The organism is Stenotrophomonas sp. YJH_SMC_120, from assembly GCF_059368675.1.
This window is the reverse complement of the sequence record NZ_JCAFRY010000021.1, coordinates 23,199-43,556: the sequence shown is the minus strand read 5'-3', so window position 1 is coordinate 43,556 and position 20,358 is coordinate 23,199. Positions and strand designations below refer to the sequence as shown.

Genomic DNA, 20,358 nt, shown 5'->3' with positions numbered 1-20,358 from the left:
TAAATATTCCAACAGGCATTCGAGGAGGGTGTGCACCGCATGAGCCTGGCTTCCCGCGAACCGCACCGGCGTTGGCCGCGCCGGTTGACCCTGGCCCTGTGCCTGCTGGCCGCACCAGCCTTTGCACAGGCGGCACCACCGCCCGACCCGGGTGCGCCGCTGCCCTATGTGATCGGCCTGCACGAGGCCTACCTCACCCCGCAGTACTGGGCCGCGCGCCTGGACAACGCTGATGCGCCGATTCTGGATCGCGCGCAGATCGAGGCGCAGAACGCGCGGATGCGGGTGCAGGACAACCATATCCAGGACATCGCCACACTGCCCGCCCAGCTTGATGCGGCGACGGTGCGTGCCAGCATCAGCGCGCTGTCCAGCTGGCCCACGCGTGCACTGTTCAACGAGACGGGCCAGGCCATCGCTCCCGCGCTGCGCAGCGGCATCGAAGCCAACCTCGGCCTCGATGCGATTCCTGCCCAGGTGGCACCGGCCTATGGGCTGGTGGTGAAGCGCGCGGCACTGCGTACCTTCCCCACCCGCGAGCGCGTCTTCAGCACCGCCGGTGACACCGACATCGACCGCTTCCAGGAATCGGCGCTGTTCCCCGGCGACAAGGTCGCGGTGGTTCACCGCAGTGCCGACGGCCGCTGGCTGTTCGTGCACAGCGAGCGCTACAGCGCGTGGATCGAAGCCGACGCCATCGCCAGCGGCGACAAAGCCACGGTGCTCGGCTATGGCGCGAAGGGCCCGTACCGCATCATCACCGGCGCCACCGCGCAGACCGCCTACACCCCGGAGGAACCGCGCGTATCGCGCCTGCAGCTGGACATGGGCGTACGCCTGCCGGTGCTGGCCGACTGGCCCGCTTCAGAACCCGTGAACGGCCAGCAGGCGCATGCCTCGTGGGTGGTGCAGTTGCCGGTGCGCGAGGCCGATGGGCGTCTGAAGCTCGTACCGGCGCTGCTGCCGCGCTCGCAGGACACCGCCGCCGACTACCTGCCACTGACCCCGCGCCTGCTGCTGCAGCAGGCCTTCAAGTTCCTGGGCGAACGCTACGGCTGGGGCCACGACTACGACACCCGCGACTGCAGCGGGTTCGTTTCCGAGATCTACCGCAGCTTCGGCGTGCTGCTGCCGCGCAATACCAGTGCGCAGGCGGTCAGCCCGGCACTGGATCGCCTGCCGTTCACCGACAAGGTCGGCAAGGCCGCGCGCGACCGTGCGGTCACCGAACTACAGGCCGGCGACCTGGTCTACATCCCCGGCCACGTGATGATGGCCATCGGCCACGTCGACGGCCGCACCTGGGTGATCCACGATACGGCGGGCGGCAGCTGGTTCGGTGCCGACGGCAGACGTGTGCAGGCCCATCTCAATGGTGTTTCGGTCACGCCGCTGGAGCCGATGATGGCCAGCGATACCGTCCGCTACATCGACCGCATCACCAACATCCAGCGCCTGCGGGCCAAGACCCCCTGAATGAAGATCACTGCCATCGAACTGGGCATGCTGCGCGTGCCGCTGAAGACGCCGTTCAAGACTGCCCTGCGCACGGTGGAAACCGTGGAAGATGTGGTCGTACTGATCCGCACCGACACCGGCAACACCGGTTACGGTGAAGCCCCGGCCACCGCGGTGATCACCGGCGATACGCACGGCTCGATCATCGAAGCGATCCGCCACTTCATCGCCCCGCGCCTGATCGGCCAGGACGTGGTCAACCTCAACCATCTGTGCACGCTGGTGCAGACCGCAATGGAGCGCAACACCAGCGCCAAGGCGGCGGTGGAGATCGCGCTGTACGACCTGTGGGCGCAGCTGCACGGTGCGCCGCTGTACCAGATGCTCGGTGGTGGCGACCCGGTGATCACCACCGACATCACCATCAGCGTGGACTACATCGACAAGATGGTGGCCGATTCGCTGTCGGCCATCGAACGCGGCTTCGAGTCGCTGAAGATCAAGGTCGGCAAGGACATCGGCCTGGACATCGAACGGGTCAAGGCGATCCATGCCGCCGTGGAAGGCCGTGCCCTGCTGCGCCTGGATGCCAACCAGGGCTGGACCGCCAAGCAGGCGGTGCATGCGATGCGTACGCTGGAAGAGGCCGGCGTGGTGCTGGAGCTGCTGGAGCAACCGGTGAAGGCGGCTGACATCAGCGGCCTGAAGTACGTCACCGATCGCGTCAACACGCCGGTGATGGCCGATGAAAGCGTGTTCAGTCCCAGCCAGGTGATGGACCTGATCCAGCAGCGCGCGGCCGACATCATCAACATCAAGCTGATGAAGACCGGCGGCCTGTCCAACGCGATCCGCATCGCCGACATCGCCGGCATCTACGGCGTGCCGTGCATGATCGGCTGCATGATCGAGTCGAGCATCAGCGTGGCCGCCGCCGTGCACCTGGCCGTGGCCAAGAGTGATGTGATCACCAAGGTTGACCTCGACGGTCCCTCGCTGGGCCAGTTCGACCCGGTTAGCGGCGGCGTGCATTTCAACGAATCGGAGATCAGCATCAGCGACGTGCCGGGGCTGGGCATTACTGAGGTGCGTGGGCTGGAGATGCTGGGGTGATTTCTGCCTTGCGGCCGACGTTGCGTGCCACTGACGCTGGGTCGCGCGTTACTTTTCTTTTCGCGAAAAGAAAAGTAACCAAAAGAAACGCTCCGCCGGCCGCGAGCCGACGTGCTGCGCACGTCGGTGCCCTGCGCTCCTCGGTCCGCCGAGGGACGGCGCGGAACTCGCTGCGCTCAGACACCCGCGCCTCTTCGCCCTCGCCGGACCTGCGGTGCTCGGCTCGCTTGAAGGCGGACTCGACGTCAAAGGCAACAACTGCACTCCGTAACCTCTTCGCGGCTGGAACCCGCCCGACCCATTCCATGGCACGCTCTACGCTGCCAACCACAACGCGCCTACACATGCTCGGACACCCCGCATGCCGCCCCTGCTGAAGATCCGTTCCGAGCGCGGGCAGATGTCGGCCATCGAGCGCCGCATCGCCGACTTCATCCTCGACAACGCCCACCTGCTGCGCGACTACTCGTCCCAGCAGCTGGCCAGCGCGCTGGGCATCAGCCAGTCCAGCGTGGTGAAGTTCAGCCAGAAGCTCGGCTTCAAGGGTTACCCGGACCTGAAGTACTCCATCGGCCAGGATGTCGCCCGTGCTGGCGCCGATCCGCAGCAGGCCCCCAGCGAACCCGACAGTGGCGACGACTACCTGCGCCTGGGCGACACCCTGCGCCGCAGCAAGGCGCAGGCCGAAGAGGAAACCCGCCAGGCCAACCCACGCGAGGAAATCGAGCGCATCGTGCAGCTGCTCGACGGCGCGCCCAAGCTGTTCGTGTACGGCCTGGGTGACGACGGCCTGTATGCCCGCGAGTTCGCCATGCGGCTGTCGCTGCTCGGCCTGCTGGTGGTGCCGCATACCGACCCGATCCTGATGCTGGCCAACCTGTCGGCCGCGCGCCCCGGTGATGCGCTGCTGGTGTTCTCCGAATTCGGCAACCTGCCTCAGCTTTCGCAGCTGTCGCGCCAGTTCCAGGACATGGGTGGCAAGGTGATTTCCATCACCCGCCATACCGCCAACCCGCTGCGCGCGCATGCTGACGCAGCGCTGGTGGTGTGCGCGCACGAGCGCACGCCGCAGGTCGCGCAGCTGCTGTACCGTAGCGCCATGCACGCCCTGCTCGATTTCCTGTTCGTGCTGCTCTGCCACACCAATCCGGACCGTCAGCAGCAGCTGGCGGTGAACCTGGAGCGGATCGACCACCTGCTGGATTCCTGACCGGAGCACCTGTTGATGAAATCCCTGGTCCGTCTCGCTACCGCTGCACTGCTGCTTGCCGCGGCGGCATCCGTCCACGCTGCGCCGCTGCAGGGTGCGCGCCAGCTGATCGTGGTCACCAGCGAAAGCTGGGACAGCACACAGGGCCAGCTGCAGGCCTACGTGCGTGATGGCAAGGGCTGGCACGCACATGGAGAGGCGTTCCCGGTGGCACTGGGCCGCACCGGCAGCGCCTGGGGCCTGGGCCTGCACCCGGCGCAGGCCGATGGCCCGCAGAAGCAGGAAGGCGATGGCCGCAGCCCGGCAGGCGTGTTCGCGCTCGGCAGCGCGTTCGGCTATGCCGTCACACGACCAGGCACGGCCATGGCCTACCAGCCGATGCTCGAAAGCAGCTACTGCATGGATGTGTCCGGTTCGCCGTTCTACAACCGCATCGTCGATGAGAAGAAGGTCGGCAAGGCAGCTGTGGAAGGCTCCACCGAGCCGATGCGGCTGGATCTGCACAACAGGGGCGACGTGCGTTACCAGGAAGGCTTCGTGATCGCCCACAACCCGGACAACCAGCCCGGCAAGGGCAGCTGCATCTTCGCCCATCTGTGGCGCCAACCCGGTGAGGCCACGGCCGGCTGCACCGCCATGCCGCAGGCCCGCATGCAGGCCCTGCTGGACTGGTTGCGGCCGCAGGATGCGCCGCGCTTCGTGCTGCTGCCGCGCGCCGAGTACACGCGCCTGCAGGCCCAGTGGCAACTGCCCGCACTGCGCGGAGACGCCCGTTGAGCGCGCAGGACGAACCGCAGCTGCAGCGCGCGGTCAGCCGCTGGCAGATCGTCGGCCTGTCGATCAACGATGTGATCGGCAGCGGCATCTACCTGCTGCCGGCCGCCACCGTCGCCCTGCTTGGCCCCTTCAGCCTGTGGGGCGTGGTCGCCGCCGGTATCGTCGTGGCGCTGCTGGTGCTGTGCTACGCGCAGGCCGCCAGCTATTTCGACGAGCCCGGTGGCAGCTACCTGTATGCACGCGAGGCGTTCGGGCGCTTCGCCGGGTTCGAGATCGGCTGGATGATCTGGCTGACCCGCATCAGCTCGGCGGCCGCACTCAGCAACGCGCTGGCCGATGCGGTCGCGCGTTTCTGGCCGTGGGCCGGTGCCGGCATGGGGCGCATCGCGGTGATCGTGGTGTCGCTGGGCTTCCTCACCGGCGTCAACATCATCGGCGTGCGCTCGGCCGCGCGCACCGGCGTGGTGCTGGTGATCGGCAAGATGTTGCCGCTGCTGCTGTTCGTGGCCATCGGTGCGTTCTATATCGACCCGCAGCTGGCCTTCTCCGGCCAGCGCCCCGACCCGCACGACCTGCAGCGCATGGGCGAGGCCGCGTTGCTGCTGCTGTACGCCTACGCCGGCTTCGAGAACATCCCGGCCGCCGCCGGCGAGTACCGTAATCCGCGTCGCGATATTCCGTTCGCGCTGATCACCATGATCATCACCGTCACCGTCATCTACGGCGCGGTGCAGGTGGTGGCACAGGGCACGCTGGCCGGCCTGGCCAGCTCGGCCACGCCGCTGGCCGATGCCGCTGCCGGCTTCGGCGGCGAAGCACTGGCGCTGATCCTCACCGTAGGCGCGACCATCTCCATCCTCGGCACCAACAGCAACACGATGATGATGGGCCCGCGCTTCCTGTTCGCACTGGCCCGCGATGGCTATGGGCCGAAGATCCTGGCGCAGGTGCATCCGCGCTTCCACACGCCGGCCGCGTCGATCCTGTGCCAAGGCGTGATCGCGCTGGGCCTGGCCCTGTCCGGTTCGTTCGTGCAGCTGGCCCTGCTGTCGATGACCACGCGCCTGTTCGCCTACATCGGAACGGCCGCTGCAGTACTGGTGCTGGCCAAGCGCTATGCGGACCGGCCGGGCGCACTGAAACTGCCGGGTGGTCCGCTGATTCCGGTACTGGCGCTGCTGCTGTGCCTGGCGCTGTTCGCCAGTGCCAGCTGGCAGAACATCGCTGCTGCGCTGGTGGCTTTCGCCATCGGCGCGGTGATCTACAAGCTGCCGCGAAAAGATGCCGACGCCGGATGACCGATAGCGCCGGGCCATGCCCGGCGGATTGATCTGGTGATCACGCTGCCGGACCGGGCCGTTAACCGCCACACAGGCAGGATCAGGCTTCGTCCACAACGGAGCCTTCCATGACCGAGTACCAGATCCCCGGCCGCGTACCGGACGACAGCACGCCGCGCGATGCGGTCAGCAGCTACTGGCGCGAACGCTACACCGCCGAACCGTACTACGACGACCAGCTGTTCTTCGAGGACTATGAACCAGCCTACCGCATCGGCCATGCCGCGCGTGCGCAGGACATGATCCGCGCCTACGAACAGGTCGAAGCTGAACTGGAGTCGCGCTGGGCCAGCGAGCGTGGCCGCAGCCGGCTGGAATGGGCGCAGGCACGCAATGCCGTGCGCCGTGGCTGGGAGGACGCGCAGCAGGCGGATCCGCTGTTGGAGCGATAGCGCCACGCTTTTGTCGGGCCGAGCCTACGCTCGGCTCGACTCCACAAACGCCGCAGGACAGCCGAGCATGGGCCCGGCTCTACACATTCACTCCTGTTCCGGCAGCGGCGGCACGACCGCGCTACGCTTGCTCTCACCGCCACCGGCGGCGATCAGGTCGCGGGTGTTCTTCTGCACCGCCACCGCGCCGAACAGCGACAGTGCATACGCCATGCCGTAGAAGCCCTTCTCGCTCGGTGCCAGCGTGGCATTCCACAGGCCAACCAGCAGCAGCATCAACGCCGACAGCAGTGCGAACCAGCACAGCGCGTAGTACAGACCACTCACCGGAATGCCCTCGACGCGGTCACGCACGCTCTTCTGCAGCGACACCGCCGCGAACAGGCCGAACAGCAGCAGGGTGAGGTAGTAGCCCTTTTCGTTGAGCGCCATCGTGGCGTTGAACAGACCGATCAGGTAGGCCGCCGCACCCAGCAGCAGGGCCACCCATGAGGCGGCGATGAAGGCGGTGGAGGGCTTGTGGGGCATGGCAGTGTTCATTGCAGATCCTTGGCAGGCAGACGGGCACGCTTTGCCCGGGCGTGCCCACCCTAGACGATCCCGCCGCGCTCGCACAGGGGTCGCAGGACCTTCAGGCCACGACGCTCACGGCGCCAGTGGTATACAAGGGACAGCCCGGCCATCCGCATCCCCGCCCTGGAGATACCCATGACCCGCACGCCCCTGCTGCTCGCCCTCGGCCTTGTGCCGATCCTTGCCACCTCCGCCTGCAATGCCGCCGACCCGGCCGCCAACGGCGCCCAGACCGCAGCGCCCGCAGCCTCCACCACTGCCGACCAGCGCCCGTTCACCGCCACCGAAATCAGCCGCTTCGACCAGCCGTGGGCGATGACCTTCCTGCCGGACGGCAGCCTGCTGGTCACCGAAAAGCGCGGCAAGCTGCAGCACCTGGACCTGGCCAGCGGCCAGAAGCACGAGATTGCCGGCGTTCCGAAGGTCGCTTACGGCGGCCAGGGCGGCTTCGGTGACGTGATCCTGCACCCGCAATTCGCGAGCAACCACGTGATCTACCTCAGCTATGCCGAGGAAGGCACGCTGGACACCCGCGGCGCCGCCGTGGCCCGTGCCACGCTGGCGCTGGACGCCAACGGTGCCGGTCAGCTGAAGGACCTGAAGGTGATCTGGCGACAGAGCCCGAAGGTGAGTGGTGAAGGCCACTACGGCCATCGCCTTGCTTTCGGCCCGGACGGCAAGCTGTGGATCAGCTCCAGCGAGCGCCAGAAGTTCGATCCGGCGCAGGACATGGGCGGCAACCTCGGCAAGATCATCCGCCTCAACGATGATGGCAGCCTGCCCGCCGACAACCCGTTCGCCTCGCAGGGCGGCGTGGCCGCGCAGGTGTGGTCACTGGGCCACCGCAACATCCTCGGCATGGCCTTCGATGCCAACGGCAAGCTGTGGGCACACGAGATGGGCCCGGCCGGCGGTGACGAACTGAACTTGATCGTGCGCGGCGCCAACTACGGCTACCCGATCGTTTCCAATGGTGACCATTACGACGGCCGGCCGATTCCCGACCACGACACGCGCCCGGAATTCGCCGCGCCGAAGGTGACCTGGACGCCAGTGATCTCGCCGGCCGGCTTCGTGATCTACAGCGGCAACCTGTTCCCGCAGTGGAAGGGCAGCGGCTTCATCGGCGGCCTGTCCTCCACCTCGCTGGTGCGCGTGGCCTTCGACGGCGACAGCGCGCGCGAAGCCGAACGCTTCAACATGGGCGAGCGCATCCGCGAAGTGGAACAGGGCCCGGATGGCGCCCTGTGGCTGCTGGAAGACGGCAGCAAGGCGCGCCTGCTGAAGCTCACCCCGAGCACCTGAGGTAGTGCCGGCCGCTGGCCGGCACGTTTGTCCGCAACGGCCCCGCACGCGGGGCCGTCTGCGTTCATTGGATGGTGATGACCTTCACCTCGGTCTTCGTGCAGGCCTGGTCCAGGCACTGCCCGTTCAACCACACCTGGCCGCTGCCGATCATCACGCCCTGCTGGTTGACGAACACCTTGCCGAAATCCTGCTCGGACACCGCCTTGACCACCGCCGGGGTGATGATCTTCTCGTAGTTGCGCTGGAACTCACCGGGGCCGGTGATCTTCTTTCCGCCACCGACGTTCAATGGAAAGCGCACTTCCTCGACCACCGCAGCGCGATCGCCGCCAACCACGGCGGCCTTGAACGCATTGAAGACCTTCTCGAACTGCGCCGCATCGCCAAGCAGCGTTTCGATGCGCGCGCGTGCGTCTTCGGCGGGCGCTTCCGCTGCGGGCGCGGCCGGTGCCGAAGCAGCGGGTTCAGTGGCAGATGCCGCAGGCGTTGCCGGGGCGCTGGCCTCCATCGGCGGCGGTGCATCCGCCGCAGGCTCGGCCGGCGGTGCCGCCGGCTGCGAGCAGGCGGCCAGCACCAGGGCGGGAATCAGACAAGCCATCCGGCGCATGCGCGCACTCCATCGAAACAGGGAGCCCGATGGTAGCGCCGCCGCGGTGAGGACAACAAAAAGGGGACGGAGGGGATTAAGTCGTCAGTGGCACAAACGACTTAATCCCCTCCGTCCCCTTTTTCTTCGATCAGGCCTTCAGCAGCTCGAACTGCACGGCTTCGCCGGCCGCCGAGGACGCGCAGACCCACAGGTCGAAGTGGCCCGGCTCGGCACGCAGCACGCCGTCGCGGCCGGTGAAGGCCAGCTGCTCGCGGGTGAGGGTGAACACCACGTCGGTCGACTCGCCTGGCTGCAGTGCCACCTTGCGGAAGTCCTTCAGTTCACGCACCGGACGCACGCGGCTGGCCACGCGGTCGTGGATGTACAGCTGCACCACTTCCTCGCCGGCCACGTCGCCGCTGTTGGTCAGGGTGGTGGTGATGGTGAGGGTGTCGTCCCAGCCGAGCTGCGCCGCACTCAGCCGCGGCACGCCGTAGGCGAAGGTGGTGTAACCGATGCCGTGGCCGAACGGGTACAGCGGCTCGTTCGGAATCTCGCGCCAGCGAGCCTTGAACTCCGACATGGTCGGCAGTTCCGGGCGGCCGGTGCGCGGGTGGTTGTAGAAGTACGGCTGCTGGCCGGACACCTGCGGGAAGCTGACCGGCAGGCGGCCGGACGGGCTGTAGTCGCCGAACAGCACATCAGCCACGGCATGGCCGGTCTGCGTGCCCAGGTACCAGGTCACCGCCACGGCCTGCGCATTGCGCACCGCGCCCTGCAGTGCCAGCGCGCGGCCGTTGCGCAGCAGCACCACCAGCGGCTTGCCGGTCATCGCCACCGCCTCGGCCAGTGCCTGCTGTGCCGGCGGCAGGGTGATCTCCACGCGCGACTGCGCTTCACCGCTGTAGCGCTGCGGTTCGCCCAGCGCCAGCACCACCACGTCGGCGCGCAGCGCGGCAGCCACCGCTGCTTCGGTGCCGCCCGGAATGGCAGTTTCCAGTTCGCAGCCCGGCACGATCTCCAGCAGCGCTTCATCGCCGATGGCGGCGCGCACGCCGGTTTCCAGGTCCACGTAACGCTGCTTGTCGCCGAACAGGGTCCAGCAGCCTTCAATGTTCTCGCGGTCCTGCACGAACGGACCGATCAGCGCGATCTTCTGCCCGGTCTTCTGCAACGGCAGCACGTTGTCGCGGTTGTTCAGCAGCACGATCGAACGGCGCGCGGCATCGCGCGACAGTTCGTCATGCGCGGCGAGGTACGAGGTATCGGCTTCGCGCGCCGGATCCAGCGAACGGTACGGGTCGTCGAACAGGCCGATGGTTTCCTTCAGCCACAGGATGCGGCGCACGCCCTCATCCAGTACCGCCATCGGCACCTCGCCGCTCTCGACCAGGCCCGGCAGGTGCTCGGCGTAGAAGCCGCTCTGCATGCTCAGGTCCAGGCCGGCGGTGAACGCCTTGGCGGTGGCATCGCGGTCGTCGGCGGCATAGCCGTGCGCGACCAGTTCCATATCGGCGGTGTAGTCGGAGATCACCACGCCCGGGAACTTCCATTCACCGCGCAGGATGTCGGTCAGCAGTTCGGCGTTGGCACTGGCCGGCACGCCGTTGATGTCGTTGAACGAGGACATCACGGTGATCGCGCCGGCGTCGAAGGCGGCCTTGAACGGCGGCAGGTGCACGTCGCGCAGGGTCTGCGGCGAGATGTCCACCATGTTGTATTCCATGCCGGCCATCACCGCGCCATAGGCGGCGAAGTGCTTCGGCGTGGCCAGCAGCGAATCGGCGGCGCGCAGGTCGCTGCCCTGGAAGCCGCGCACGCGGGCGGCGGCAAAGGCACAGCCCAGCACCACGTCCTCACCGGCACCTTCGGCGCCACGGCCCCAGCGCTGGTCGCGGGCGATGTCCACGGCCGGGGCATAGGTCCAGTGCAGGCCGGCAGCGGTGGCCTCGATGGCGGTGGCGCGCGCGGTGCGCTCGGCCAGCGCCGGCTCGAAGCTGGCGGCCTCGCCCAGCGGAATCGGGAACACGGTGCGCATGCCGTGGATGACGTCGGCCGCCAGGATCACCGGGATGCCCAGGCGGCTCTCTTCGGTGGCGACCTGCTGGATCCGGCGGCCCAGTTCGGCGCCCACACCATTGAACAGCGAGCCGACCTTGCCCTCGCGCACCTGCTGCAGCACCTGGTCGGCATTGCGCACGTTGGTTTCCGGGTTCACGTCCGGGGCGAACGGGCGGACCATGTCCGCGAAGACACCCAGCTGGCCGACCTTTTCCTCGACGGTCATCTGGGCAATGAGGGATTCGATGCGATCGGAGGCCACCGGCAGTCCTTGATGAAAACGTTTACAAGCCCGGCATTCTAGCGATCCCGGGCGATTTGGCGAGGGGTTTGTTCATTCAGTTTCAGCCACCAGCGGGGTCCGTATGGCCCCGCCGGGGGCACCGCAGCTTACTCCGAGCCGGCCAGCTGGCGCTGCCCGGCCATCAACATGGCGTCGCTGGAGGCCTGGAATACCCGCAGGCCGAAGGCCGGCAGGATCGCCAGCAGGTGGTCGAAGATGTCCGACTGCACCGCCTCGTACTCGCCCCAGGCGGTGCTGCGGGTGAAGCAGTACAGCTCCAGCGGCAGGCCTTCGGTGGTTGGCTGCAGCTGGCGTACCAGCAGGGTCATGTCGGTATGGATGCCCGGGTGGCTGCGCAGGTAGCGCTCCACATAGGCCCGGAAGGTACCCAGGTTGGTCACCCGGCGGCTGTTGACCTCGGCCACGCCCTGCTCGCGCAGGCGCCCGTTCCACTGCCCCAGCTCCTGCTCCTTGGCCTGCAGGTAGTCGCGCAGCAGCGCGAATTCACCGAGGAAGGCCAGGTCGCCCTCGTCCAGGAAACCGACGCTGTGCTGGTCCAGGTACAGCGCGCGCTTGATCCGGCGCCCACCCGCCTCCTGCATGCCGCGCCAGTTCTTGAACGACTCGGTCACCAGCTTCTTGGTCGGGATGGTGGTGATGGTCTTGTCGAAGTTCTGCACGGTGATGGTGTGCAGGGCGATGTCGATCACATCACCGTCAGCGTTCTGGCTGGGCATCTCGATCCAGTCACCGATGCGCACGCGACCATCGCCACTGATCTGTACGCTGGCCACCAGCGACAGGATGGTGTCCTGGAAGATCAGCATCAGCACTGCGGTGGCGGCGCCGAGACCGGTGACCAGATAGCGGAGGTCGACGCCGGCCAGGGTGGCAACGATCGACAGGCCGGCGATCACGAAGATGACGATCTTGGCGACCTGCAGGTACCCCTTGATCGGCTTGTTGCGTGCCTCGGGGCGGCGCTCGTAGAGATCATTGGCCGCATCCAGCGCATGCGAGATGGCCAGCACCACGGTCAGGATCGCCCACGCCTGGCAGGCGCCGATGATGAAGCTCACCAGCCCCGGCGGCAGGTCCGGCACGATGCGGATGCCCGAGGCGATCACCTGGCTGGGCACCACATTGGACAGACGCGAGATCACCCGCATCAGGTGGCTGCCGCGGCCGGTATCAGCGCCCGGCAGGCGGCTGAGCAGGCGTCGCAGCCCGCGCAGCAGGATGCGCTTGGTCACCCAGTTGGCCAGGCCAGCGGCGATCAGCAGCGCCGAGATCATCAACGCCAGGTAGGCGCCAGGATAGGGTTCCAGTGTGTTCCGCAGCCGTTCCAGCCACTGTACCGCCACCACCGCGTCCACCATCGGTTGTCTCCTGTCTGTTTCGTTGTTGCCAAGGTTGCCGGCCAGCGGCCGGCACTACCGGGGTTGCTGGCCAATGGCCGGCACGACCGGGTCAGTCCCGCGTGCGTTCGATGATCACGCCCACCGCGCGCGCGCCGCGCACCGCGCCCGGCTTGCTCAGCTTCAGGCGCAGCCACTTCACGTCGAATTCGTCCAGCACGATCTGCGCGCAACGTTCGGCCAGGGTCTCGACCAGGCCGAACTCCGACTCGCGCACGAACTGTTCCAGGCGCTTGCTCACCGCCTTGTAGTTCAGGGTGTGGGCGATGTCATCGGTGGCTGCGGGGCGACGGTTGTCGAAGCCCATTTCCAGGTCGAACACCAGGTCCTGGCGGATCCGCCGCTCCCAATCGTAGATGCCGATCAGGGCGTCGATCGTCAGCCCCTCGATGAAAACCTTGTCCATTGCGGTTACCAGCCGAATACAGACGGCCATGGTACCGGCACGGCGGTGAGCCTGCCCGGAACGGGCGGCGGGCCACCGGCGTGGGGCGGCCCGGAAAAAACAAAGGGCCCTGCTAGCGGGGCCCTTTGGTACCTCTCAACGTCCCCGGGGGGAGCTGGAATCCAGCCGCGAGTCCCGGAGCACACGATGCAGATCGTGACGTTCATTTCCTCTACGGTCCAGAGTCAATCACGACATACTGGAGGAAGCCCAAGGCGATACAGGAATTTTGCTGCCTGACACGGCGGCATTGCCCGATATCACGCCTGCGGCAACCAGCGCAGGCTAGTGATCCGCCATGTGGTCCCGTATTTGATGAGAGAGCAACGAATCCTGCAGGCAGCGCTGTCACGCCCACGGTGGGCGACGTACAAACGCATTGCATACCGGCACTGTTTGGACGCCGCCTCACTTTACGTATGGAACATGCAGATGTGCGGCGCGCTGCTATCTCCCCTGCACGTCTGTGAAATCGTAATCCGCAATGCGGTGGCCGCGGCGCTGGCGCATACCTTCGGGCCGCGCTGGCCCTGGCATCCTGCACTGCTGCAGCGGATGCCAGCAGATGGCGCGTTGTCGGCCTTGCAGGATATCCATAGACAGGCAGATCCTCGGATGGACACTCCGGAGATCATCGCCAGTCTTCGTTTCGCTTTCTGGCAGCAGCTTTTCACGCGGCGCTTCGAGGGAGCCATCTGGGCGCGGGGCTTGAAGATTGCGTTGCCGAACGCGCCACAGGATGCTCTCAGCGTGGTCCGCACGAACATCCACGCTGACCTCGACCGCATCCGCCACCTGCGCAACCGCATCGCCCATCACGAGCCCATCCTCGAGCGCGACATCGGCGCCGACCTGGCCGCGATCGGGCGGCTGATCCATGCCCGCTGCCCACACACGCTGGGCTGGCTGCAGCGCCATGAGCGGGCGACAACCGTGCTGGCGGCGTCGCCGTTGGCAGTGCATCGGTAATGCGTCCGCCGGCCGTGGCCCGACGCTACCGGTTCACACCGCCGGCAGGGTCGCCATGTCCCAGCGCGGGGTCACATCCACCTTCGGCGGGCTGTGCTGGCCAGCTTGCAGGCGCAGCGCGCCGGCGAAGGCGATCATCGCGCCGTTGTCGGTGCACAGTGCCGGCCGCGGGAAGCAGGCGCGGCCGCCCAGGCGCTCGGCCATCTGCTGCAGGCGGGCGCGCAGGCGCTTGTTGGCGCCGACGCCGCCGGCCACCACGATCACGTTGGTGCCCGCCGCTTCCAGCGCGCGCTCGCACTTGATCGACAGGGTCTCGACCACCGCATCTTCAAAGCCCCGGGCGATGTCGGCACGGGTCTGCTCGCTCTGGTCGCTGTCGCGCCAGGCCATCAGGACCTGGGTCTTCAGGCCGGAGAAGCTGAAATCCAGCCCCGGGCGGTCGGTCATCGGCCGCGCGAAGCGATACGCGCCCGGCGTGCCCTGCTCGGCCAGCCTGGCCAGCTGCGGGCCACCAGGGTACGGCAGCCCCATCAGCTTGGCGGTCTTGTCGAAGGCCTCGCCGGCCGCATCATCCAGGGTTTCGCCCAGCAGGCGGTACTGGCCGATCGCATCCACCGCCACCAGCTGGGTATGGCCACCGGACACCAGCAGTGCCACGAACGGCGCTTCCGGCGGGTCGTCTTCCATCAGCGGGGCCAGCAGGTGGCCTTCCATATGGTGTACGCCCACGGCCGGTACCTCCAGCGCCCAGGCCAGCGAACGCGCCACGCCCGCGCCCACCAGCAGCGCGCCGACCAGGCCGGGACCGGCCGTATAGGCCACGCCATCGATATCACCTACCCCCAGACCGGCTTCGGCCAGGGTCTGGCGCACCAGCGGCAGCAGCTTGCGGACGTGGTCGCGGCTGGCCAGCTCTGGCACCACACCCCCGTATTCGGCGTGCAGGGCGATCTGGCTGTAGACCGCATGGGCGCGCAGGGCCGCGCTGCCGGACAGGCCGGTGTCATACACCGCCACGCCGGTCTCATCACAGGAAGATTCGATGCCAAGGACTCGCATGCCTGCTATTATGACGCCCCTGCCGCCCCCTCGGGGGATGTGCAGATCTCACTGCTTTCGAACTTCCGGCCCGTATTCAGGGTTGGCCGCTTGCAGTTTGTCTATTCGCCGCTATAATGTGCGGCTCGCCGGGCGTGACCCGGTTCTACTGTGTCCCGGAGATTCCATGCCCAGCGTCAAAGTCCGCGAGAACGAGCCCTTCGAGTTTGCTCTTCGCCGCTTCAAGCGCACTTGCGAAAAGGCCGGTGTGCTGGCCGAAACCCGCAAGCGCGAGTTCTACGAAAAGCCGACCCAGGAGCGCAAGCGCAAGGCCGCCGCTGCTGTGAAGCGTCAGCTGCGCCGCTCGTCGCGCGACGTCACCAAGCGTCAGCGCCTGTACTGATCGGACGCATCTTCATTGCGGCGGGCCTGCCTGTCGCGATGGAGCCGAAGCCGGCACGCGCGAGCGTCGCCGGCTTTTTGCGTTTCCGGGTTCGGGCATCCGCCCCCGCCCCACCTACCACCACGAGGTTCCTCATGAGCATGAAGCAGCAGCTCACCGAAGACATGAAGGCCGCCATGAAGGCGGGCGAGAAGCACAAGCTGGGCGTGATCCGCCTGATCAATGCCGCCATCAAGCAGCGCGAAGTGGACGAGCGCATCGAACTGGATGACACCGCCGTGATCGCCGTGCTCGACAAGATGGTCAAGCAGCGCAAGGACTCGGTCAGCCAGTACGAAGCCGCCAACCGCGAAGACCTGGCCGAGATCGAGCGCGCCGAGATCGTGGTCATCGAAGCCTACCTGCCGGCCAAGATGGGCGAAGCCGAGATCGTGGCCGCCATCCAGGCCGCCATCGCCGAAACCGGCGCCTCCGGCCCGGCCGACATGGGCAAGCTGATGGGCGCACTGAAGCCCAAGCTCGCCGGCCAGGCCGACATGGGCCTGGTTTCCAAGCTGGTCAAGCAGCTGCTGGCGTAATCCAGCACTTGCGGTCGGATCCCTTCCGCGACACGGAAGGGCTCTGACCCCATTGATGCACCCGCTTCACCGCACCTTCGTCGGTCGCCTGCTACAACCGCACACATGGTTGAACCCGAGCCCAACGTTCCCGTGTCACTGCGCAAGTACATCAAGCGCCTGCAGGACAGCTTCCCGATGGCGGTGGCCAAGCGCTTCATCGACGTCGACGTGCTGACCCAGGCAGCTTCCGTCTCCTTCTACGCCCTGCTGTCGATGGCACCGTTGCTGGTGCTGCTGCTGTGGCTGACCGCCTCGCTGTACCCGCCGGCCCAGCAGGCACTGATCGACCAGATCAGCTCGGTGGCCGGCAGCAGCGCGGCCACCGTGGCCGAAACCGTTCTGAAGAACGCCGACAACCAGCCGGATGTCGGCTCGCTGGCGGGTGTGTGGAGCACGCTGCTGCTGTTCGTCGGCGCCACCGCCGTGTTCGCCCAGCTGCAGAACGCACTGAACCTGATCTTCCGCACCAGCGGCGAGCGCCTGGAAGGCCTCAAGGCCTGGCTGCGCAAGCGCGTGTTCTCGTTCGGCGTGGTGCTGGCGCTGGGCTTCCTGCTGATCCTGTCGATGACCGCCACCACGGTGCTGCAGGTGGCCTTCGCGCAACTGCCCTCGATCCTGCCCGCGCTGGGGTACGTCACGAGCCTGCTGCTGTACGCAGTCGGCTTCGCCTTCATGTACCACTACCTGCCCGACCGTCGCGTGGCGTGGCGCCAGGCCTTCATCGGCGGCGTCATCACCTCGGCACTGTTCGCACTGGGCCGGTACGGCATCGGCGTCTACATCGCCACCGTGGCCCCCGGCAGTGCCTACGGCTCGATGGGCGCGCTGGTGATCTCGCTGGTCTGGATCTACTACGCCACCGTCGTGTTCTTCGTTGGTGCCCTGATGACGGCGGTGATCGATGAGCGCCTGCGCGCGCGTCATCACCTGGCCGCAGCCGGCATTGATCCGGCAACCGCCAGCCAGGTGCCCGACAGGGGGTAAACTAGGCCGACCGCCCCCGGTTCCGTCGCGTGGTCCTGCACCGCGCCCTGCCCTGTTGCCCATGGCCCGTATCCCCGACGCTTTCATCGACGACCTGCTCGCCCGCACCGACATCGTCGAGGTGGTGGGCAGCCGCGTGCCGTTGAAGCGCCAGGGCAAGGAGTACGCCGCGCGCTGCCCGTTCCATGACGAGCGCTCCGCGTCGTTCACGGTCTCGCCCACCAAGCAGTTCTATCACTGCTTCGGCTGCGGCGCGCACGGCACCGCGATCAGCTTCCTGATGAACTACGACCGCCTCGAGTTCCTCGACGCGGTGGATGAGCTGGCCAAGCGCGCGGGCATGGAAGTACCGCGCAACGAGAACCCGCGCAGCCCCCAGCAGCAGGACGACAGTCGCGAGCTGTATTCGGCACTGGATGCCGCTGCCCGGTTCTTTCAGAAGAACCTGGAAGGCAGCGACAAGGCACGCAGTTACCTTGATGGGCGTGGCGTGGACGAAGAGAACCGCGCGCGCTTCCAGATCGGCTACGCCCCGGATGGGTACAGCGGCCTGCGCGATGCACTGGGCAAGGACGAGCGGCGCATGAAACTGCTCGACCGCGCCGGCCTGTTCTCGAAGAACGACCGCGGCCACGTCTACGACAAGTTCCGCGACCGGGTGATGTTCCCGATCTTCGACCGCCGTGGCCGGGTGATCGCCTTCGGTGGCCGCGTGTTCGAGAAGGACGACGGCCCCAAGTACCTCAACTCGCCCGAAACCGCGCTGTTCCACAAGGGCCGCGAACTGTACGGCCTGTGGCAGGTGCGCCAGGCCAACCAGAAGATCGAGCGGCTGATCGTGGTCGAGGGCTACATGGACGTGGTCTCGCTGTTCCAGTTCGGTGTCACCCAGGCGGTGGCAACACTGGGTACCGCAACCACGCCGGACCATGCCGAGCTGCTGTTCCGCAACGCGCCGGACGTGTTCTTCTGCTTCGACGGCGACGCCGCCGGCCGACGCGCCGGCTGGAAGGCGCTGGAGTCGGTGCTGCCGCGCATGAAGGACGGCCGCCAGGCCTTCTTCCTGTTCCTGCCCGATGGCGAGGACCCCGACACCATCGTGCGCAAGGAAGGCGCCGAGGCCTTCAACGAGCGCCTGAAGCAGGCCACGCCGCTGTCGCAGTTCTTCTTCGATGAACTGACCCGCGAGATCAACCTGGGCACGCTGGACGGCAAGGCGCGCCTGGCCGAACGCGCAAAGCCGATGCTGGCGCAGATTCCCGACGGTGCCTTCGGCGACCTGATGAAGCAGCAGCTGGCGCAGCTGACCGGGCTCGGCGGCAACGCCCAGGCTGCACGCACGCCGATGCCGCAACGCCAGCCTTCGCGCACGATCCAGCCAGTGGCCAGGCGCAGCCTGGTGCGCGGCGCGATCGCCGTGCTGCTGCAGCAGCCGTCGCTGGCGCTGACCCTGGGCGGCAAGCATCACTTCCAGGGCCTTCGCCTGCCGGGTGTGGAACTGCTGCTGGAGCTGCTGGGGCTGGTCGAACAGCGCCCGGACATCAGCACCGGCGCCCTGCTGGAACACTTCGACGGCCGCGAGGAACAGGCCTCGCTGCATACATTGGCCGCACAGACGCTGCCCGGCACCGAAGCCAGCTGGACCCAGGAACTGCACGACGCAGTGGCCCAGCTGGAGAAACAGCTGCTGGTGCAACGTCTGGAGGAGTTGTTGGCAAAGCAGCGCCAGCAGGGCCTCGACGATACTGACAAATACGAACTGCGCGAGCTGTTGAAGGCCCGCGCCGGACTGCGCTTGTAGCGGCAGGACGTTTTCACGGAGAGGACCATGCTGCTGCGCCTGACCTGCCTGCTGTTGTTGTCGCTCTGCCTGCCACTGGCGGCCCTGGCCGAAGACGTGCCTCTCAACGAAGTCCGTCCCGGCCTGTATGCCGGTGGCCAGCCCAGTGCCGCACAGCTGCAGGCCTTGGCCGCACGGGGCGTACGCACGGTGATCGACCTGCGCCAGCCCGACGAGGACCGGGGCTTCGATGAAACCCGCGCGGCCGAATCGCTGGGCCTGCGCTATGTGCGCATTCCGGTGGCCGGCGCCGAGGGCCTGGATACGGCCAATGTGCGCGCGGTGCACCAGGCCCTGCAGCAGAGCCAGGGGCCGGTGCTGCTGCACTGCGCCTCCGGCAACCGCGCCGGTGCCGTGCTCGGCCTGGTCAATGCCCACTACGAACATGCCAGCCCGGAGCAGGCGCTTCAGCTCGGCCAGCGCGCCGGCCTGAAGTCGCTGGAAGCCGCCACCCGCCAGCGCCTGGCCACACCGGTCACTTCGCCCTGAACAACCCTCCGCACCAAGGACTCTGCCCACCATGACCCGCTGGTGGTCGCGCCTGCGACCGGACAACTTCACCCTCGCCCTGCTGTGCACCGTCGGCCTGGCCTCGCTGCTGCCGATGAAGGGCGCCGCCGCCATCGTGCTCGACGATGTCACCACCGTCGCCATCGCCGCGCTGTTCTTCCTGCATGGCGCGCGCCTGCCGCGCGAGTCGATCATCGGCGGCATGCTGCACTGGCGGCTGCACCTGACCATCCTGGCCTGCACCTTCCTCCTGTTCCCGCTGCTGGGGCTGATGTTCAAGCCACTGTCGGGCTGGCTGCTGACTCCGGAGCTGTACCTGGGCGTGCTGTTCCTGTGCACCCTGCCGTCCACCGTGCAGTCGTCCATCGCGTTCACTTCGATGGCCCGCGGCAACGTGCCGGCAGCGGTGTGCAGCGCCTCGCTGTCGAGCATCCTCGGCGTGTTCCTGACCCCACTGCTGCTGACCGCGCTGGCCGGCACCTCCGGCGGCGTGCATGACCCACTGCACGCGATCGGCGGCATCATGCTGCAGCTGCTGGTGCCGTTCGTGGCCGGCCACCTGCTGCGGCCGTGGATTGCCGGCTGGGTGGAGAAGCAGCGCGCGCTGCTGCGCTACACCGACCAGGGCACGATCCTGCTGGTGGTGTATTCGGCGTTCGGCGAAGCGGTGACCGAAGGGTTGTGGAGCAAGACGCCGCTGCTCTCGTTGCTGGCCGTGGCCGTGGTGGCTGCCGTGCTGCTCGGCATCGCCATGCCGCTGATTACCTTCATCGCCCGCCGGCTGCGCTTCAACCGCGAGGACGAGATCGCCATCGTGTTCTGCGGCTCGAAGAAGAGCCTGGCCACCGGCGTGCCAATCGCCAAGGTGCTGTTCGCCGGCGGCAGCCTCGGCGCGATCGTGCTGCCGGTGATGATCTACCACCAGATCCAGCTGATCGTCTGCGGCGTGATCGCGCAGCGGTATGCGCGGCGCAAGCCCTGACAGGGCACGCGGGTTGTTCCGGGTAGACCATCCACGCATGGCGTG

20 protein-coding genes are annotated in these 20,358 nt (G+C 67.2%); 14 read left to right on the top strand and 6 right to left on the bottom strand.

Annotated elements, in window-relative coordinates; genetic code table 11:
• Positions 1 to 39 precede the first annotated feature (39 nt).
• From AC5P60_RS18475 to AC5P60_RS18450, 6 genes are all read left to right on the top strand, one after another.
• Positions 40 to 1,476, top strand: coding sequence for a C40 family peptidase (locus tag AC5P60_RS18475; RefSeq protein ID WP_483693827.1), 1,437 nt, complete (start codon positions 40 to 42; stop codon positions 1,474 to 1,476).
• On the top strand, positions 1,477 to 2,571 hold the full coding sequence (locus AC5P60_RS18470; protein WP_005412042.1) for a dipeptide epimerase: 1,095 nt from the start codon (positions 1,477 to 1,479) through the stop codon (positions 2,569 to 2,571).
• A gap of 361 nt (positions 2,572 to 2,932) precedes the next feature.
• Complete coding sequence (locus tag AC5P60_RS18465) at positions 2,933 to 3,781, top strand: MurR/RpiR family transcriptional regulator (protein ID WP_005407816.1); 849 nt, start codon at positions 2,933 to 2,935, stop codon at positions 3,779 to 3,781.
• A gap of 15 nt (positions 3,782 to 3,796) precedes the next feature.
• Positions 3,797 to 4,558, top strand: a complete 762-nt coding sequence (locus tag AC5P60_RS18460; RefSeq protein ID WP_033833648.1) for a L,D-transpeptidase family protein — start codon at positions 3,797 to 3,799, stop codon at positions 4,556 to 4,558.
• Positions 4,555 to 5,856 carry an APC family permease gene (locus AC5P60_RS18455; RefSeq protein ID WP_483693829.1) on the top strand — a complete coding sequence of 434 codons (1,302 nt, stop codon included), beginning with the start codon at positions 4,555 to 4,557 and terminating at the stop codon, positions 5,854 to 5,856. The genes AC5P60_RS18460 and AC5P60_RS18455 overlap by 4 nt, the downstream gene beginning before the upstream one ends.
• Positions 5,857 to 5,966: 110 nt before the next feature.
• The gene (locus AC5P60_RS18450) at positions 5,967 to 6,290 is read left to right on the top strand and encodes a hypothetical protein (protein ID WP_483693830.1); all 324 of its coding nucleotides are present in this window, start codon (positions 5,967 to 5,969) and stop codon (positions 6,288 to 6,290) included.
• Between the two features lie 87 nt (positions 6,291 to 6,377).
• Here the strand turns inward: AC5P60_RS18450 and yiaA are convergent, their stop codons facing one another.
• On the bottom strand, positions 6,378 to 6,830 hold the full coding sequence (yiaA, locus tag AC5P60_RS18445; protein ID WP_005407812.1) for an inner membrane protein YiaA: 453 nt from the start codon (positions 6,828 to 6,830) through the stop codon (positions 6,378 to 6,380).
• A gap of 168 nt (positions 6,831 to 6,998) precedes the next feature.
• Between yiaA and AC5P60_RS18440 the strand changes: the two genes are divergently transcribed.
• A complete protein-coding gene (locus tag AC5P60_RS18440) occupies positions 6,999 to 8,168 on the top strand; it encodes a PQQ-dependent sugar dehydrogenase (protein WP_483693831.1) in 1,170 nt (389 codons plus the stop codon).
• A gap of 64 nt (positions 8,169 to 8,232) precedes the next feature.
• Here AC5P60_RS18440 and AC5P60_RS18435 read toward each other — a convergent pair whose 3' ends face one another.
• The 4 genes from AC5P60_RS18435 to folB form a co-directional block, all read right to left on the bottom strand.
• Entirely contained in the window at positions 8,233 to 8,778 is a 546-nt protein-coding gene (locus AC5P60_RS18435) for a hypothetical protein (RefSeq protein ID WP_049433369.1), read from the bottom strand.
• A 130-nt stretch (positions 8,779 to 8,908) separates the two neighbouring features.
• On the bottom strand, positions 8,909 to 11,083 hold the full coding sequence (locus tag AC5P60_RS18430; RefSeq protein WP_483693832.1) for a glycoside hydrolase family 3 N-terminal domain-containing protein: 2,175 nt from the start codon (positions 11,081 to 11,083) through the stop codon (positions 8,909 to 8,911).
• A gap of 128 nt (positions 11,084 to 11,211) precedes the next feature.
• Positions 11,212 to 12,483 carry a mechanosensitive ion channel family protein gene (locus AC5P60_RS18425; protein WP_033833643.1) on the bottom strand — a complete coding sequence of 424 codons (1,272 nt, stop codon included), beginning with the start codon at positions 12,481 to 12,483 and terminating at the stop codon, positions 11,212 to 11,214.
• Between the two features lie 91 nt (positions 12,484 to 12,574).
• Positions 12,575 to 12,928 carry a dihydroneopterin aldolase gene (gene folB / locus AC5P60_RS18420; protein WP_005407807.1) on the bottom strand — a complete coding sequence of 118 codons (354 nt, stop codon included), beginning with the start codon at positions 12,926 to 12,928 and terminating at the stop codon, positions 12,575 to 12,577.
• Positions 12,929 to 13,282: 354 nt separating this feature from the next.
• Here folB and AC5P60_RS18415 point away from each other — a divergent pair, with 354 nt between their 5' ends.
• Positions 13,283 to 13,936 (top strand): hypothetical protein, encoded by a 654-nt coding sequence (locus AC5P60_RS18415; protein ID WP_049396178.1) that lies wholly within the window; start codon positions 13,283 to 13,285, stop codon positions 13,934 to 13,936.
• A gap of 33 nt (positions 13,937 to 13,969) precedes the next feature.
• On the opposite strand, the gene tsaD is transcribed toward AC5P60_RS18415, so the two are convergent.
• Complete coding sequence (gene tsaD, locus AC5P60_RS18410) at positions 13,970 to 14,995, bottom strand: tRNA (adenosine(37)-N6)-threonylcarbamoyltransferase complex transferase subunit TsaD (RefSeq protein ID WP_032966370.1); 1,026 nt, start codon at positions 14,993 to 14,995, stop codon at positions 13,970 to 13,972.
• A 166-nt stretch (positions 14,996 to 15,161) separates the two neighbouring features.
• Here tsaD and rpsU point away from each other — a divergent pair, with 166 nt between their 5' ends.
• The 6 genes from rpsU to AC5P60_RS18380 all read left to right on the top strand — a co-directional run bounded on the left by rpsU (position 15,162) and on the right by AC5P60_RS18380 (position 20,313).
• The gene (rpsU, locus tag AC5P60_RS18405; RefSeq protein ID WP_002808376.1) at positions 15,162 to 15,377 is read left to right on the top strand and encodes a 30S ribosomal protein S21; all 216 of its coding nucleotides are present in this window, start codon (positions 15,162 to 15,164) and stop codon (positions 15,375 to 15,377) included.
• A gap of 134 nt (positions 15,378 to 15,511) precedes the next feature.
• A complete protein-coding gene (locus AC5P60_RS18400) occupies positions 15,512 to 15,955 on the top strand; it encodes a GatB/YqeY domain-containing protein (RefSeq protein ID WP_005412032.1) in 444 nt (147 codons plus the stop codon).
• 105 nt (positions 15,956 to 16,060) lie between these two features.
• Positions 16,061 to 16,981, top strand: coding sequence for a YihY/virulence factor BrkB family protein (locus tag AC5P60_RS18395; protein ID WP_049402636.1), 921 nt, complete (start codon positions 16,061 to 16,063; stop codon positions 16,979 to 16,981).
• Between the two features lie 61 nt (positions 16,982 to 17,042).
• On the top strand, positions 17,043 to 18,782 hold the full coding sequence (dnaG, locus tag AC5P60_RS18390) for a DNA primase (protein WP_033833640.1): 1,740 nt from the start codon (positions 17,043 to 17,045) through the stop codon (positions 18,780 to 18,782).
• A gap of 27 nt (positions 18,783 to 18,809) precedes the next feature.
• Positions 18,810 to 19,310, top strand: a complete 501-nt coding sequence (locus tag AC5P60_RS18385; protein ID WP_483693835.1) for a protein tyrosine phosphatase family protein — start codon at positions 18,810 to 18,812, stop codon at positions 19,308 to 19,310.
• 31 nt (positions 19,311 to 19,341) lie between these two features.
• Positions 19,342 to 20,313, top strand: coding sequence for a bile acid:sodium symporter family protein (locus AC5P60_RS18380; protein WP_005407800.1), 972 nt, complete (start codon positions 19,342 to 19,344; stop codon positions 20,311 to 20,313).
• Positions 20,314 to 20,358 lie beyond the last annotated feature (45 nt).

Coding starts and splice junctions, on each gene's coding strand:
- AC5P60_RS18465 (WP_005407816.1), top strand. CDS start 2,933: ATGCCGCCCCTGCTGAAGATCCGTTCCGAGCGCGGGCAGATGTCGGCC.
- AC5P60_RS18450 (WP_483693830.1), top strand. CDS start 5,967: ATGACCGAGTACCAGATCCCCGGCCGCGTACCGGACGACAGCACGCCG.
- dnaG (WP_033833640.1), top strand. CDS start 17,043: ATGGCCCGTATCCCCGACGCTTTCATCGACGACCTGCTCGCCCGCACC.
- AC5P60_RS18385 (WP_483693835.1), top strand. CDS start 18,810: ATGCTGCTGCGCCTGACCTGCCTGCTGTTGTTGTCGCTCTGCCTGCCA.
- rpsU (WP_002808376.1), top strand. CDS start 15,162: ATGCCCAGCGTCAAAGTCCGCGAGAACGAGCCCTTCGAGTTTGCTCTT.
- AC5P60_RS18475 (WP_483693827.1), top strand. CDS start 40: ATGAGCCTGGCTTCCCGCGAACCGCACCGGCGTTGGCCGCGCCGGTTG.
- AC5P60_RS18415 (WP_049396178.1), top strand. CDS start 13,283: ATGAGAGAGCAACGAATCCTGCAGGCAGCGCTGTCACGCCCACGGTGG.
- AC5P60_RS18460 (WP_033833648.1), top strand. CDS start 3,797: ATGAAATCCCTGGTCCGTCTCGCTACCGCTGCACTGCTGCTTGCCGCG.
- AC5P60_RS18470 (WP_005412042.1), top strand. CDS start 1,477: ATGAAGATCACTGCCATCGAACTGGGCATGCTGCGCGTGCCGCTGAAG.
- AC5P60_RS18400 (WP_005412032.1), top strand. CDS start 15,512: ATGAGCATGAAGCAGCAGCTCACCGAAGACATGAAGGCCGCCATGAAG.
- AC5P60_RS18440 (WP_483693831.1), top strand. CDS start 6,999: ATGACCCGCACGCCCCTGCTGCTCGCCCTCGGCCTTGTGCCGATCCTT.
- AC5P60_RS18435 (WP_049433369.1), bottom strand. CDS start 8,778: ATGCGCCGGATGGCTTGTCTGATTCCCGCCCTGGTGCTGGCCGCCTGC.
- yiaA (WP_005407812.1), bottom strand. CDS start 6,830: ATGAACACTGCCATGCCCCACAAGCCCTCCACCGCCTTCATCGCCGCC.
- tsaD (WP_032966370.1), bottom strand. CDS start 14,995: ATGCGAGTCCTTGGCATCGAATCTTCCTGTGATGAGACCGGCGTGGCG.
- AC5P60_RS18395 (WP_049402636.1), top strand. CDS start 16,061: ATGGTTGAACCCGAGCCCAACGTTCCCGTGTCACTGCGCAAGTACATC.
- folB (WP_005407807.1), bottom strand. CDS start 12,928: ATGGACAAGGTTTTCATCGAGGGGCTGACGATCGACGCCCTGATCGGC.
- AC5P60_RS18380 (WP_005407800.1), top strand. CDS start 19,342: ATGACCCGCTGGTGGTCGCGCCTGCGACCGGACAACTTCACCCTCGCC.
- AC5P60_RS18425 (WP_033833643.1), bottom strand. CDS start 12,483: ATGGTGGACGCGGTGGTGGCGGTACAGTGGCTGGAACGGCTGCGGAAC.